11 protein-coding genes are annotated in these 14,087 nt (G+C 71.2%); 1 reads left to right on the top strand and 10 read right to left on the bottom strand.

The features are described from left to right. Positions 1-230 precede the first annotated feature (230 nt). The 9 genes from OG823_RS23365 to OG823_RS23325 form a co-directional block, all read right to left on the bottom strand. Positions 231-2,156, bottom strand: a complete 1,926-nt coding sequence (locus OG823_RS23365) for a TIGR03960 family B12-binding radical SAM protein (protein WP_371481563.1) — start codon at positions 2,154-2,156, stop codon at positions 231-233. Positions 2,157-2,553: 397 nt separating this feature from the next. Then, positions 2,554-3,753, bottom strand: coding sequence for a rod shape-determining protein RodA (rodA, locus tag OG823_RS23360; protein ID WP_371481562.1), 1,200 nt, complete (start codon positions 3,751-3,753; stop codon positions 2,554-2,556). Beyond that, the gene (gene mrdA, locus OG823_RS23355) at positions 3,750-5,999 is read right to left on the bottom strand and encodes a penicillin-binding protein 2 (RefSeq protein ID WP_371481561.1); all 2,250 of its coding nucleotides are present in this window, start codon (positions 5,997-5,999) and stop codon (positions 3,750-3,752) included. The genes rodA and mrdA overlap by 4 nt, the downstream gene beginning before the upstream one ends. Positions 6,000-6,076: 77 nt before the next feature. Further along, entirely contained in the window at positions 6,077-6,718 is a 642-nt protein-coding gene (mreD, locus tag OG823_RS23350) for a rod shape-determining protein MreD (protein ID WP_371481560.1), read from the bottom strand. Positions 6,719-6,721: 3 nt separating this feature from the next. After that, positions 6,722-7,648, bottom strand: coding sequence for a rod shape-determining protein MreC (gene mreC / locus OG823_RS23345; protein ID WP_371481559.1), 927 nt, complete (start codon positions 7,646-7,648; stop codon positions 6,722-6,724). Between the two features lie 126 nt (positions 7,649-7,774). Then, on the bottom strand, positions 7,775-8,800 hold the full coding sequence (locus tag OG823_RS23340; RefSeq protein WP_073927935.1) for a rod shape-determining protein: 1,026 nt from the start codon (positions 8,798-8,800) through the stop codon (positions 7,775-7,777). Between the two features lie 295 nt (positions 8,801-9,095). After that, complete coding sequence (gene ndk, locus OG823_RS23335; RefSeq protein WP_371481558.1) at positions 9,096-9,509, bottom strand: nucleoside-diphosphate kinase; 414 nt, start codon at positions 9,507-9,509, stop codon at positions 9,096-9,098. A 165-nt stretch (positions 9,510-9,674) separates the two neighbouring features. Next, complete coding sequence (locus OG823_RS23330) at positions 9,675-10,028, bottom strand: DUF4233 domain-containing protein (RefSeq protein ID WP_371481557.1); 354 nt, start codon at positions 10,026-10,028, stop codon at positions 9,675-9,677. A 1-nt stretch (position 10,029) separates the two neighbouring features. Then, positions 10,030-11,433 (bottom strand): folylpolyglutamate synthase/dihydrofolate synthase family protein, encoded by a 1,404-nt coding sequence (locus tag OG823_RS23325; RefSeq protein WP_371481556.1) that lies wholly within the window; start codon positions 11,431-11,433, stop codon positions 10,030-10,032. A gap of 342 nt (positions 11,434-11,775) precedes the next feature. Between OG823_RS23325 and OG823_RS23320 the strand changes: the two genes are divergently transcribed. Continuing rightward, on the top strand, positions 11,776-13,332 hold the full coding sequence (locus tag OG823_RS23320) for a chitinase (RefSeq protein WP_371481555.1): 1,557 nt from the start codon (positions 11,776-11,778) through the stop codon (positions 13,330-13,332). A gap of 77 nt (positions 13,333-13,409) precedes the next feature. Here OG823_RS23320 and OG823_RS23315 read toward each other — a convergent pair whose 3' ends face one another. Further along, positions 13,410-13,937, bottom strand: a complete 528-nt coding sequence (locus tag OG823_RS23315) for a hypothetical protein (protein ID WP_371481554.1) — start codon at positions 13,935-13,937, stop codon at positions 13,410-13,412. Positions 13,938-14,087 lie beyond the last annotated feature (150 nt).

The raw sequence follows: 14,087 nt of genomic DNA, 5'->3' as shown, positions 1-14,087 counted from the left end.
GGCCCGCCCGGACTCTGTCGTACCAAAGGGTACGCGCCTGCGCGCCTTCCGCGCTCCGCCCCTGGTCAGGAGCGTGACAGCGGCAGCCGGGGCCGGGGGGCGGCCGGCGCGGGCCGCCGCGCCCCGGCGGCGGGCGCGGGGCGGGGCCCGTCGTGCTGCCCGACACGACGGATCCCCGGCCGGAAGGCGGCCGGGGATCCGGGGAGGCGTGTCGGGCCCTGCGGCAGGTGTTACTTGACCACCGTCAGCGGGAGCAGCTTCTGCCCGGTGGGGCCGATCTGGATGTCGAGGCCGAGCTGGGGGCAGACCCCGCAGTCGAAGCACGGCGTCCAGCGGCAGTCGTCGACCTCGACCTCCTCCAGGGCGTCCTGCCAGTCCTCCCAGAGCCAGTCCTTGTCGAGGCCGCTGTCCAGGTGGTCCCAGGGCAGCACCTCCTCGTAGGCGCGCTCGCGGGTGGTGTACCACTCGACGTCGACGCCGGTGCCGGCCAGCCCCTTCTCCGCGGAGGCCATCCAGCGGTCGAAGGAGAAGTGCTCGCGCCAGCCGTCGAAGCGGCCGCCGTCCTCGTAGACCGCGCGGATGACGGCGCCGATCCGGCGGTCGCCGCGCGAGAGCAGGCCCTCGACGATGCCGGGCTTGCCGTCGTGGTACCGGAAGCCGATGTTCTTGCCGTACTTGCGGTCGTGGCGGATCGCGTCGCGGAGCTTGCCGAGCCGGGCGTCGGTGGCCTCGGCGGAGAGCTGCGGGGCCCACTGGAAGGGCGTGTGCGGCTTCGGGACGAATCCGCCGATGGAGACGGTGCAGCGGATGTCGTTCTGGCCGGTGACCTCGCGGCCCTTCTGGATGACGTTCTTCGCCATCTCGGCGATCTGCAGCACGTCCTCGTCGGTCTCGGTGGGCAGGCCGACCATGAAGTACAGCTTCACCTGGCGCCAGCCGTTGCCGTACGCGGCGGCGACGGTGCGGATCAGGTCCTCCTCCGACACCATCTTGTTGATCACCTTGCGGATGCGCTCGCTGCCGCCCTCGGGGGCGAAGGTGAGGCCCGAGCGGCGACCGTTGCGGGTCAGCTCGTTGGCGAGGTCGATGTTGAAGGCGTCGACGCGGGTGGACGGCAGCGACAGACCGATCTTGTCGTCGGTGTAGCGGTCCGCCAGACCCTTGGCGATGTCGCCGATCTCGGTGTGGTCGGCGCTCGACAGGGAGAGCAGGCCGACCTCCTCGAAGCCGGTGGCCTTCAGCCCGCGCTCGACCATCTCGCCGATGCCGGTGATGCTTCGCTCCCGCACGGGGCGCGTGATCATGCCGGCCTGACAGAAGCGGCACCCGCGGGTGCAGCCCCGGAAGATCTCCACGGACATCCGCTCGTGGACGGTCTCGGCGAGCGGGACGAGCGGCTGCTTCGGGTAGGGCCACTCGTCGAGGTCCATCACCGTGTGCTTGGAGACCCGCCACGGCACGCCGGGGGCGTTGGGCACGACCCGGGCGATCCGGCCGTCGGCCAGGTACTCCACGTCGTAGAACCGCGGGACGTAGACCCCGCCGGTCCTCGCCAGCCGCAGCAGCACCTCGTCCCGGCCGCCGGGACGGCCCTCGGCCTTCCAGGCCCGGACGATCTCGGTGATGTCCAGCACGGCCTGCTCGCCGTCGCCGACCACCGCGCAGTCGATGAAGTCCGCGATCGGCTCGGGGTTGAAGGCCGCGTGGCCGCCCGCGAGGACGATCGGGTCGTCGAGGGTGCGGTTCCCGGCCTCCAGCGGGATGCCCGCGAGGTCCAGCGCGTTGAGCATGTTCGTGTAGCCGAGCTCGGTGGAGAAGCTCAGGCCGAACACGTCGAACGCCTTGACCGGGCGGTGCGCGTCCACGGTGAACTGCGGCACGCCGTGCTCGCGCATCAGCGCTTCGAGGTCGGGCCAGACGCTGTACGTGCGCTCCGCGAGCACGCCCTCGCGCTCGTTGAGCACCTCGTAGAGGATCATGACGCCCTGGTTGGGCAGGCCGACCTCGTAGGCGTCGGGGTACATCAGGGCCCAGCGGACGTCGCAGGCGTCCCAGTCCTTGACGGTCGAGTTGAGCTCGCCGCCGACGTACTGGATCGGCTTCTGGACGTGCGGGAGGAGGGCCTCCAGGCGTGGGAAGACCGATTCGACAGTCATGTAACTAGAAACCCTTACGACAGGAACTGGGGTGACCCTCAAGGGTAGCCGAACCGGCGCCGAGTCCGGACGGGCCGACCGCCCCCGGACGGGGGGCAGGCGCCCACGAGGGCGACCAACGGGCCGTCCGGGCAGGGACTTTGGCCCCTCCCGGCGCTCGCGGGGCCATTTCCGGCGCCCGCCCCGGTGGCCGGGCGGGCGCAGAGCGTGGGGCGGCGATCGCGGTGCCCGGGTGACCGTCCCGGATGGTCTCGACGAATCCGCAGACCGCCGAACCCCAGCGGCCCCCGGGTGCCCACCGACCGGATCGCGCACTGGGACAGCTGGTGGCCGGGGCTCCCCGGACGCGGCGGTGCCCCGGCCGGTCCTCCCCGGCCGGGGCACCCGTGCGCACCGCTCAGCCCGCTATCGGCCGCTGGCTGTGCACCGCCTGCATCAACCCGATCGCGACCCAGACCGCGAACATCGAGGACCCGCCGTAACTGACGAACGGCAGCGGGATGCCGGCGACCGGCATGATGCCCAGGCACATCCCGATGTTCTCGAAGGCCTGGAAGGCGAACCAGGCGACCACCCCGGCGACCAGGATGGTGCCGTAGAGGTCGGTGGCGTGCCGGGCGATCCGGCAGGCCCGCCAGAGCACCACGCCGAGCAGCAGCAGTATCGCGGCGGCTCCGAGGAAGCCCAGCTCCTCACCGGCGACGGTGAAGACGAAGTCGGTCTGCTGCTCGGGCACGAACTGGCCGGTGGTCTGCGTCCCGTGGAAGAGGCCCTTGCCGGTCAGGCCGCCGGAGCCGATCGCGATCCGGGCCTGGGCGGTGTTGTAGCCGACGCCCGAGGGATCGAGCGCGGGGTTGGCGAACGCCGCGAACCGGTCGATCTGGTACTTGCTCAGCACCCCGAGCTTCCAGACCGCCACACAGCCGCCCGCACCGGCCAGCAGCAGCCCGAAGGTCCACCGGTTGGCGGCGCCGGAGGCCAGCAGGATGCCCAGCACGATGACGGCCATCACCATCACGGAGCCGGCGTCGGGCATCAGCATCACGACGGCCATCGGGATGCTCGCCGCCACCAGGCCCTGGAACACGCTGCGGTCGGAGGGGAACTCACGCTCCCCCGCGTCCACCCGGGCCGACATGATCACCGCCATGCCGAGCACGATCGCCAGCTTGGCGAACTCGGCCGGCTGGACGGAGAAGCCGCCGCCGAACTGGATCCAGGAGTGCTGTCCGTTGATCGTCGAGCCCAGCGGGCTGAGCGTGGCGAGCAGCATCAGCATCACGGCGATGTAGAGGAACGGCACCAGCGTCCGGAAGCGCCGACTCCCTATCCCGATGACGACCGCGCACAGGGCCAGCCCGATCACCAGGTTGGTGAGGTGGCGGTAGAGGAAGTACTGCGGATCCCCGTGGGTCAGCGAGTCCCGGCCCCGGGTCGCCGACCAGACCAGCAGCGAGCTGCCGAGCGAGAGCACCAGCGCGGCCAGTATCAGGATCCAGTCGATCCGGCGCAGCGGGGCGTCCCTGGCGAGCGCCTTGGAGACCGCCCCGCGCTGCGGGGAGAGCCGGATCTGGCGGTACGAGCCGTACGACGTCATGACCGGCCCTTTCCGATGCTGCCGTTCCACGTGCCGCGGGCCGGTTCGAGGGCGGCGCCGGCCGCCGTCCAGAGCGCGGCGGAGCCGGTCGGCTGTGCCGGGTCGAGGAAGGCGGACGCGCCGTAGGTGTAGGTGTAGGAGGCCTGCTTGATGATCGCGGTGCCGTCCGGGCTGAACTTGGGCAGTTCGGCCTGCGGCTTGGGCAGCAGCGCCTTGCCGTTGTCGACGTTGCCCTTGTCGTCCACGCCGTACAGCGCCTGGTAGATCCGGCGGATCGCGTCGCCGGAGCCGCCGGAGCCGGTGCCGCCCTGGCTGATCGTCATGATGACCGCGTAGTCACCGCTGTAGGTGGTCAGCCAGGAGGTGGTCTGCTTGCCCTCGACCTCGGCGGTGCCGGTCTTGGCGTGCAGTTCGATCTTGCCCTGCGGCCAGCCGGCGCCGGTGAACTTCCAGGCGGCGGTGCCGTTGGTGACGACGCCGGCGGTGGCCTGGTCGATGTAGCTCAGCAGCTTCTGGTCGCCGGGGAACTTGGCGTCCGCCTGCGGGGCGATCTCGCGCACCAGCTGGCCGCTGGGGCTCATCACGGCCTTGGCGACGGTGGGGCGGTAGAAGGTGCCGCCGTTGGCGAGCGCCGAGTAGATCCGGGCCATCTGGATCGGGGTGACCAGGGTGTCGCCCTGGCCGATCGCGTAGTTGACCGAGTCACCGGCACGCATCACGTAGCCGTCGACGCAGTTCTCCTTGGCGATCTGGTCGGAGTAGCTGTTGCCGCCCTTGGCCGCCTGCGCGCACCAGGCGTCCTTGTTGTTGTCGAAGAAGGACTGCTTCCACTGCCGGTCCGGCACCCGGCCGGTCACCTCGGCGGGCAGGTCGATCCCGGTCTTGGCGCCCAGCCCGAACTCGTGCGCGGTCTTGTAGAACCAGTCGGCCGGGTCCTTCTTCGGCTTGATGCCGCCGTCCTTCATCCACTGGTCGTAGGAGAGGCCGTAGAAGACGGTGTCGCAGGAGACCTCCAGCGCCTTCTCCAGCGTGATCGAGCCGAAGCTCTCCGCCTCGAAGTTCTTGAACTCGCGGCCGCCGATGGTCAGGCTGGTCGGGCAGGGGTAGGTGCCGTCGAGCGAGTAGCCGGCCTGGACGGCGGCCGTGGTGGAGACCACCTTGAAGGTGGAGCCGGGTGCGGACTGACCCTGTATGGCCCGGTTGAGCAGCGGGAAGTTGGAGTCCTTGCTGGTCAGAGCCTGGTAGTCGTTACCGGTGATGCCGCCGACCCAGAGGTTCGGGTCGTAGGTCGGTGCGCTGGCCATCGCGATGATCCGGCCGGTGTGCACGTCCATCACGACCGCGGCGCCCGAGTCGGCCTCGTAGTTGCGGTTGGTGACCTTGTCGAAGGTCTTGCGGGCGTCGCCCATGGCCTGCACGAGGTTGTCCTCGACCACCTTCTGGACCCGCGCGTCGATGCTGGTGACCAGGTTGTTCCCGGGTTGGGCGGCGACGGTGCCGGCGGTGCCGATCACCCGGCCGAGGTTGTCCACCTCCAGGCTGGTGACGCCGGTGGTGCCGCGCAGGTCGCTGTCGTAGACCGACTCCAGCCCGGCCCGGCCGATCTGGTCGGCCGGCAGGTAGCGATCCCGGCCGGTCTTGTCCGCGGTCCTGGTGACCTCGTCGTCCGTGACCGGGGAGAGGTAGCCGAGCACCTGGGCGGCGTTGGCGCCCTCGACCCCGGTGTAGTGGCGGACGGCGGTGGGCTGCGCGGTCACGCCGGGGAAGTCCTCGCGGCGTTCCATTATCTGCATCGCCTGCTGCGTGGTGGCCTCCTTGGAGACCGGGATCGGCTGATAGGGCGAACCGTTCCAGCAGGGCTGCTTGGTCTTGGCGTCGCAGAGCCGGACCTTCTCCTGGAGATCCTTGAGCGGGACGCCCAGCACGTCGCCGAGCCGGGTCAGCACGCCCTTGCCGCCGTCCTTCTGCTGGAGCAGCGAGGTGCGGCTGACCGAGACCACCAGGCGGGTCTCGTTGCCGGCCATCACCCGGCCGGAGGCGTCCAGGATCTCGCCGCGCACGGCCGGCTCGACCACCTCGCGGATGTGGTTGCCGGTGGCCTTGGCGGTGTACTCGCTGGCGCTGCGGATCTGCAGGTACCAGAGCCGCCCGCCGAGCGTGGCGAGCAGGGAGAGCACAAGGATCTGCAGGACCACCAGACGGATCGTCACCCGCCGGGTTCGTCCGGTCTCGGGGATGTTGCTCACGTCGCGTCTGCTCCAGAGGACGAGGGTGCGGGCATGGCGTTACGAGCGGCGCGCGCTCACGGGCGCCGGGCTGGCGCTCACGGGCGCTTGGCCAGCCCGAGGACGCGCTTCTTCTTGTAGGTGGGGCCGGCCGAGGCCTCCCGGGTGGTCCGGTAGCGGGCCAGCGTGCCCAGGCCCGCGCCGCCCGCGCCGTCGCCGCTCGCGGCCGCCACCGGGTCGTGCTCGAAGCGGCGCGCCGCCAGCATCACCACCGGCACCACGAACGGGGCCAGCAGCAGGTCGTACAGCAGGGCGCTGAGGACGAGGCCGACCAGGCCCACGTGCCGGGCGGCGGTGTCGCCGACCAGCGCGCCGACCATCGCGTACAGCAGGGTGGAGACCACCGCGGCGCCGCCGACCACCAGCAGCGCGCCGGCCACCGAGCGCTGGCGGCCGTGCTCGCCGCGCAGCAGGCCCGCGCCGTAGCCGACCAGGCACAGGACCAGCGCGTACCGGCCGATCGCGTGGTCGGAGGGCGGGGCCACGTCGGCGAGCAGGCCGGCCGCGAAGCCGACCAGGCAGCCGCCGGTCGGCCCGTAGACCATGGCCAGGCCGACCACGACGAGCAGCAGGACGTCGGGGGTGGCGCCGGGCAGCTGGAGCCGGCCGAAGACGCTGACCTGGAGCACCAGGCCGAGCAGGACCAGCACGGCGGAGACCGGGATCCGGATGAGTCGCATGGGTCAGTTCCCCCCTGTGGGACTGGCGGGCGGTACGGCGGGGGCCTGGGCGGCGGGTGCCTGGGCCGCGGTCGCGGGCGGCAGGACGGCGTCCCGGGGGTCGGTCCGCGGCGGCACCACCACCACGCCGATCAGGTCGAGCCGGGTGAACTGCACGTACGGCTCGACCATGATCGTCTTGGTGAGCTGACCCGGAGTCGCCTCGACCTCCACCACCTTGCCCACCGGCACGCCGGGGACGAACGGCCGGCCGCTCTGCGACCCGAAGGTCACCAGCCGGTCCCCGGCCTTGACCTGGGCCTTGCCGTTGAGCAGCTCGACCCGCATCGGGCCGGTGCCCTGGCCGGAGGCGAAGCCGATCTCGCCGCTGCCCTCCAGCCGGGCGCCCGCGCTGAAGCCGGGGTCGGAGGCGAGCAGCACCGTGGAGGTGGTGGGCGCGACCGTGGTGACCCGGCCGACCAGACCCTGGCCGTTGATGACCGTCATGTCGCGGGTCAGACCGTCGTCGCTGCCGGCGTCGATGGTGATGGTCCAGGAGAAGCCCTGGGCCGCTCCGATCGCGATCACCTGGGCGGCCTTGACGGTGTAACCGCCGGCGCCCGCGGTACGGAGCATGTCGTCCAGCTGCTTGGTGCGGCCGGCGGCGGCGTCGGAGGACGCGAGCTTCTGGCGCAGCTCGGTGTTGTCCCGGTTCAGCTGGTCGATGCGGCCGCTGTGGGTGGCCGCGTCCCGGAACGAGCGGACGGTGTCCGCGACCGGGTCGACCGCCGACGCCGCGCCCCGCTCGACCGGCCCGAGGACACCGGCGGCGGCCCGGCGGGCGCCGCCGAGCGGCGAACTCTCGCCGCCCTTGATGTCCACGGTGATCAGGGCGAAGGCGACGGCCACCAGCAGGATGAGCAACAAGCGGCTCTCTCGTGTGTCCCTCACGGTGCTGGAGCTGCCCCTTCGTCCGAGTCCTGTGCCGGGCCCCCACCGGGCTGTGGGCGGGGTGAGGGCCCTTCCGTGTGAAGGACGGTCCGTCCGAAGGACCGTCCGCGTACCTGTCGCGGCGGCTCAGCGCCGCGGCTGGGCGTCCAGCACCTGCTGGAGCGCCTCGAACTCCTCGACGCACTTGCCGGAGCCGAGTGCGACCGAGTCCAGCGGGTTCTCGGCGATGTGGATGGGCATGCCGGTCTCCCGGCGCAGCCGCTCGTCCAGCCCGCGCAGCAGCGCACCACCGCCGGTCAGCACGATGCCACGGTCCATCACGTCGCCGGCGAGCTCCGGCGGGCACTGGTCGAGGGTGGTCTTGACGGCGTCGATGATCGAGTTCACCGGCTCGTCGATGGCCTCGCGCACCTCGGCCGCGGAGATCACCACGGTCTTGGGCAGGCCGCTGACCAGGTCCCGACCGCGGATCTCGGCGTGCTCGTCCTTCTCGCCCTCCAGCGCGAAGGCCGATCCGATGCTCATCTTGATCTGCTCGGCGCTGCGCTCACCGAGCAGGAGCGAGTACTCCTTCTTGATGTGCTGCACGATCGCGTTGTCCAGCTCGTCGCCGGCCACCCGGATCGACTGGGCCGTGACGATCCCGCCGAGCGAGATCACCGCGACCTCGGTCGTACCGCCGCCGATGTCGACCACCATGTTGCCGGTGGCCTCGTGGACGGGCAGGCCCGCACCGATCGCGGCGGCCATCGGCTCCTCGATGATGTGCACCTGGCGCGCGCCGGCCTGCGAGCTGGCCTCGATCACGGCGCGGCGCTCCACCCCCGTGATGCCGGAGGGCACGCAGACCACGACCCGCGGACGGGCCAGGTAGCGGCGGCGGTGGATCTTGAGGATGAAGTAGCGGAGCATCCGCTCGGTGATCTCGAAGTCGGCGATCACGCCGTCCTTGAGCGGGCGGATCGCGACGATGTTGCCGGGGGTGCGGCCGATCATCTTCTTGGCCTCGGAACCGACCGCGAGGATCCCGCCGGTGTTCGTGTTGACCGCGACCACGGAGGGCTCGTTGAGGACGATCCCCTTGCCCCTGACGTACACCAGCGTGTTGGCAGTGCCGAGGTCGATCGCCATGTCACGGCCGATGAACGACAGGTTGTTGGCCATGGGGTGTGGTGTGCCTTCCCGGGCTCGGAGTCAATGGCGGGGAGTGGGCCGATCGCGCACGCCCGTGACAGGGCGGACACCAGCTGAGCAGCCGTACCGGGCCCATGAGTTGTGTCCATCGTAGCCACGCCGGTCACGGTGGACGCGGACGGACGGAATACCACCCATTGTCCGGGGTGTGATCGCTTCTACGAGGATTGGGACGCCGTGTCGGAGTCCTGAGTTCCGTATTTGACGATAAGAATGCCCCGACCGGATCAGTCCGGCCGGCCGGGGCGGGCGGTCACGCGTGGGCCGGGAAGAAGATCTTGATCTCGCGCTCGGCGGAGGCGTCCGAGTCCGAGGCGTGGATCAGGTTCTCACGGGTGATGGTGGCGAAGTCACCGCGGATGGTGCCGGGACCGGCCTGCAGCGGGTCGGTCGCGCCGGCCAGCGCGCGGATGCCGGGGACGACGTTCTCGCCCTCGACGATCAGCGCGATCGACGGGCCGGAGGTCATGAAGTCGAGCAGCGGCTCGTAGAACGGGCGCCCGACGTGCTCCTCGTAGTGCTGCTCCAGCGTCGCCCGGTCGAAGGTGCACAGCTCGACGGCGGCGAGGCGCCAGCCGGCCTTGCGCTCGATCCGGCTGATGATCTCGCCGGCCAGGCCTCGCTTGACGGCGTCGGGCTTGAGCAGGACGAGAGTGCGCTGGGACACGGTGCGGCTCCTGGGGAATCGGTTCGGCATGGTGTATGCGGCTAACCCGAAGGTTACCTTGCGTGAGCGGCCCAGCTCATCGGGCCGTCCCCGCGAGCGCGGGGCCGACCCGGACCGGCGGGGCGCCGCCGATTCCCGGAGCGCCGCCGGTGGCGGGGTGCGGCGTCAGGCTACTACTGCCGGGGCCGGGCCCTGCGCCGCCCGGGCGGCCTTGATCTCGTCGATCCTGCGGCCGTAGTGCACCGAGCACCACCAGAGGCCGGCGAAGACCACGCCGAGGCCGAACATCGTCGGCAGCACGAAGCCGCTGGCGATCAGGCCGATCTGCAGCGCCCAGCCGGTCGCCACCGCGCCGGGGCGGTTGATCATGCCGCAGAGCAGCACGCAGAGCACCATCGCTATGGCGCTGACCGTCCACACCGTCGCGGTGGAGACGTCGGAGAGCCGCATCGCGACCAGCCCGGCGAACATCACCAGCAGTGCCTCGCCGATCAGGGTCGAGGAACAGAGCGTCCTCATGTCACTTCCTTCCGAGCAGCAGGCGTGCCTCGCCCACCGTGATGACCGAACCGGTGACCAGCACACCGCAGCCGCCGAGGTCGCCGTCCTCCTCCGCCAGGGCCACCGCGGCGTCGATCGCCTCGTCGAGGCGCGGCTCGACCTGGACGCGCTCCTCGCCGAAGATCTCGACCGCGAGGGCGGCCAGCCGGTCGACGGGCATCCGGCGGTGGGTCGAGTTCTGGGTGATCACGACCTCGGCGAGCAGCGGCTCGAAGGCCGACAGCAGCCCGGAGACGTCCTTGTCCCCGCTGGTGGCGATCACCCCGATCAGCCGGGTGAAGCCGAAGGCCTCGTTGATCGCGGACACCGTGGCCTCGGCGCCCGCCGGGTTGTGCGCGGCGTCCAGCAGGATGGTGGGGCTGCGCCGGACGACCTCCAGGCGGCCCGGCGAGCTGACGCCGGAGAACGCCTGCCGGACCTTGTCGATGTCGAGCTTTCCGGCGCGGGCACCGCCGACGCCGAAGAACGCCTCCACGGCGGCCAGCGCGAGGGAGGCGTTCTGCGCCTGGTGCGCGCCGTGCAGCGGCAGGAAGACGTCCTCGTAGTCCTCGCCGCTGAGCCCGCGCAGCGTCACCAGCTGGCCGCCGATGGCGACCTCACGGTGGCGCACGCCGAACTCCATGCCCTCGCGGGCCACCGTGGCGTCCACCTCGACGGCGCGCTTCAGGATGGTCTGGGCGGCGTCCAGCTGCTGCTGGGCGACGACGGCCAGTCCGCCCGGCTTGATGATCCCGGACTTCTCGACGGCGATCTCACCGGTGGTGCCGCCGAGCTTGTCGGTGTGGTCCAGCGAGATCGGGGTGATCACCGAGACGCCCGCGTCGATGACGTTGGTGGCGTCCCAGGAGCCGCCCATGCCGACCTCGACCACGGCCACGTCCACCGGCGCGTCGGCGAAGGCCGCGTACGCCATGCCGGTGAGCACCTCGAAGAACGACATCGCGACGGGCTGCTGCTCGTCGACCATCCGGACGTAGGGCTCGATGTCCCGGTAGGTCTCGGCGAAGCGCTCGGGGCTGATCGAGCTGCCGTCCAGGCTGATCCGCTCGGTGACGGACTCCACGTGCGGGCTGGTGTAGCGGCCGGTGCGCAGTTCGAAGGAGTTGAGCAGCTGCTCGACCATCCGGGCGGTGGAGGTCTTGCCGTTGGTGCCGGTGATGTGGATGGACGGGAAGGCCCGCTGGGGCTCGCCCAGGATGTCCATCAGCGCGTTGATCCGGTCGAGCGAGGGCTCCAGCTTGTTCTCGGGCCAGCGCCCGGCCAGCTCCTGCTCGATCTCGCGCAGGACGTCCGCGGGCTCGGCGCCGCCATCGGCACTGCTGGGGCGGACGGTGTACGGGTTCTGCTCGGCCTTGTCGCTCACGGTGCCAGTCTACGGAGCCCCGGGAGTGGTGCTGCGGGGGCGGGTGGGAACGGGTGACCCGGGCCACCCCCCGACGGCAGGCGAAGAAGATCGTCCGGCGCCGGCCGGCGCGGGTGAACCGCCGGCGCCGGTGCCGGGCCGGCGGCCGCCCGCGGCGGCCGTCGATCCGGCCCACGTCGCACGGCACTCTTGACAGCCGGATTGGTCTACTCCACCTTGTGAGGCAAGTACCTGGCTCGCCAGGTGACTTGGTTTGTCGGACGCTCCCGCACGCGCACCATCGACACCCGGTACGACCCTCCCCCACCGGGTCGGCCGGCCTCCCCCACTGGAGATGGAGTCATGCCACCTGCCCGACACCGGAGCCGCAGTCGCGGCGTCCACACCGCGCTCGCCGGCACCGCCGCCCTCGCCCTGGGCCTGAGCGCCCTCGTGCTGTCCGGCGGCGGCGCACAGGCCGCCGACGCCGACCTGATCGCCAACGGCGGCTTCGAGACCGGCAACCACCTGACGAACTGGAACTGCCCGGCCGGTACGGGCGCCGAGACCACCTCCCCGTACGCGGGGAGCGCCTCCCTGCGCGCCACTCCGACCAGCAGCGACACCGCGGAGTGCACCCAGACCGTGGTGGTGAAGCCGTCCTCGACGTACAACCTGAGCGCCTGGGTGCAGGGCCCCTACGTCTACCTCGGCGCCCGGGGCACCGGCGGGACCGACCCGAGCACCTGGTCCAGCAGCACGAGCTGGAACAAGCTCGGCACCACCTTCACCACCGGGGCCGCCACCACCAGCGTCACCGTCTACCTGCACGGCTGGTACGGCCAGGGCGCCTACCTGGCGGACAACGTCTCCCTGGTCGGGCCCGGGACCCCGCCGCCGTCCCCGTCGGCCAGCACCACCGCGAGCGCCACTCCGACGCCGACGGCCGGTCCGAGCAAGAGCCCGACGGCGACCGCCAGCCCCTCGCCGACGCCGACGGCCACCTCCACCGGCCCCGGCCCGGGACTGCCCAAGCACGTCCTGACCGGTTACTGGCAGAACTTCGACAACGGCGCGACCGTCCAGAAGATCAGTGACGTGCCGGCCGCGTACGACATCATCGCGGTCTCCTTCGCCGACGCGACCGGCACACCGGGGGCGATCAGCTTCACGCTGGACAGCACGCTCTCCTCGCACCTCGGCGGCTACACCGACGCCCAGTTCAAGGCCGACATCGCGGCCAAGCACGCCGCGGGCAAGAAGGTGGTGCTCTCGATCGGCGGCCAGAACGGCACCATCTCGGTGAGCGACTCCGCCTCCGCCGCCAACTTCGCCAACAGCGCGTACGCGCTCGTCCAGAGCTACGGCTTCGACGGGGTCGACATCGACCTGGAGAACGGCGTCAACTCGACCTACATGGGCCAGGCACTGCACTCGCTGGCGAGCAAGGTCGGCAGCGGGTTCGTGCTCACCATGGCTCCGCAGACCATCGACATGCAGTCGACCGGGATGGAGTACTTCAAGCTGGCGCTGAACGTGAAGGACGTCCTCACCATCGTCAACATGCAGTACTACAACTCCGGTTCGATGCTGGGCTGCGACGGCAACGTCTATGCGCAGGGCAGCGAGAACTTCCTCACCGCGCTGGCCTGCATCCAGCTCAAGGGCGGGCTGAAGCCGAGCCAGGTCGGACTCGGCGTCCCCGCGTCCACCGGTGCGGCGAGCGGCGGCTACGTCGCCGCGAGCGTGGTGGACAACGCGCTGGACTGCCTGGCGGCCGGAACCAACTGCGGCAGCTACAAGCCGGACACCACCTGGCCCGGGATCGGCGGGGCGATGACCTGGTCGACCAACTGGGATGCCAAGAACGGAGGTTCGATCGCCGGCACGGTCGGCGGTCACCTGCACGCGATGCCCTGATCCTGATCCTGATCCGCCCCGGCCGGCTCCGCAGCACGGGCCCGGCCGGGGCACCCGGCGCGAGCGTCGGGCAGGGCTCAGGCCCCGGCCCTGGCCTCGGGGATCTCCGGAGCCGGGCCGCAGTGCCGCCGGCGCAGCTCGGCCACCACCTCGCGGGCCTCGCCCTCCGGCAGCAGCGGAAGCATCATGGCGACGGCCTGGAGCAGTCCGCCGAGCAGGAAGGTCGTGTCCGCGGTCGCCGCCACCATGCTGCGCACCACTGCCACCTCCCCCGCCTCGACGGCCTCCAGCAGCCGCGCGGCGTCGGCGGTCTGCTCGTCGATGGCGACCGAGGAGGTGTCGGCGGGCGCCCGCCGGGCGAGGCCCCGCAGGACCCGGTCACCGACCTCGGGCGCGTAGGCCTTGCGCACCGCCTCGGCGGCGATCCAGACCAGCAGCGTGGTTACCTCGCGTTCGGCCTGCTCCGCGAAAAGCCGGTCCAGGGCGTCGTCGTACGCCAGCTGGTTGCCGTGCCGGAAGGCGAGAAGCAGGGTGGCCGCGCGGGCCTTGGCCTCCTCGACCGCTTCAGCAGGCAGTTCGTCGGCCAACTCCTCGGTCACCACCACGCCGTGCCCTCCCGTCAGTCGACCGTCTCGGCGGAACTCCTGCCCACCGTACACAGCCGACCTGTGAACTTCGCCGAACCCGCCCGGGCAAGACCGGAAGGAAATAGACCGGGTTTTGACCAGAGAGCGGCACGGATTTCCCCATCTCCG

It is taken from the genome of Kitasatospora sp. NBC_00315 (genome assembly GCF_041435095.1).
Taxonomy (GTDB): Bacteria; Actinomycetota; Actinomycetes; order Streptomycetales; family Streptomycetaceae; genus Kitasatospora.
Note: the sequence above shows the minus strand (reverse complement) of the source record. Positions and strands in the feature narration are given on the sequence as shown.

Bases quoted from the DNA above. Each gene is read 5' to 3' on its own strand.
- OG823_RS23330 (WP_371481557.1), bottom strand. From the start codon at position 10,028: ATGAGGACGCTCTGTTCCTCGACCCTGATCGGCGAGGCACTGCTGGTG.
- mreD (WP_371481560.1), bottom strand. From the start codon at position 6,718: ATGCGACTCATCCGGATCCCGGTCTCCGCCGTGCTGGTCCTGCTCGGC.
- OG823_RS23365 (WP_371481563.1), bottom strand. From the start codon at position 2,156: ATGACTGTCGAATCGGTCTTCCCACGCCTGGAGGCCCTCCTCCCGCAC.
- rodA (WP_371481562.1), bottom strand. From the start codon at position 3,753: ATGACGTCGTACGGCTCGTACCGCCAGATCCGGCTCTCCCCGCAGCGC.
- OG823_RS23320 (WP_371481555.1), top strand. From the start codon at position 11,776: ATGCCACCTGCCCGACACCGGAGCCGCAGTCGCGGCGTCCACACCGCG.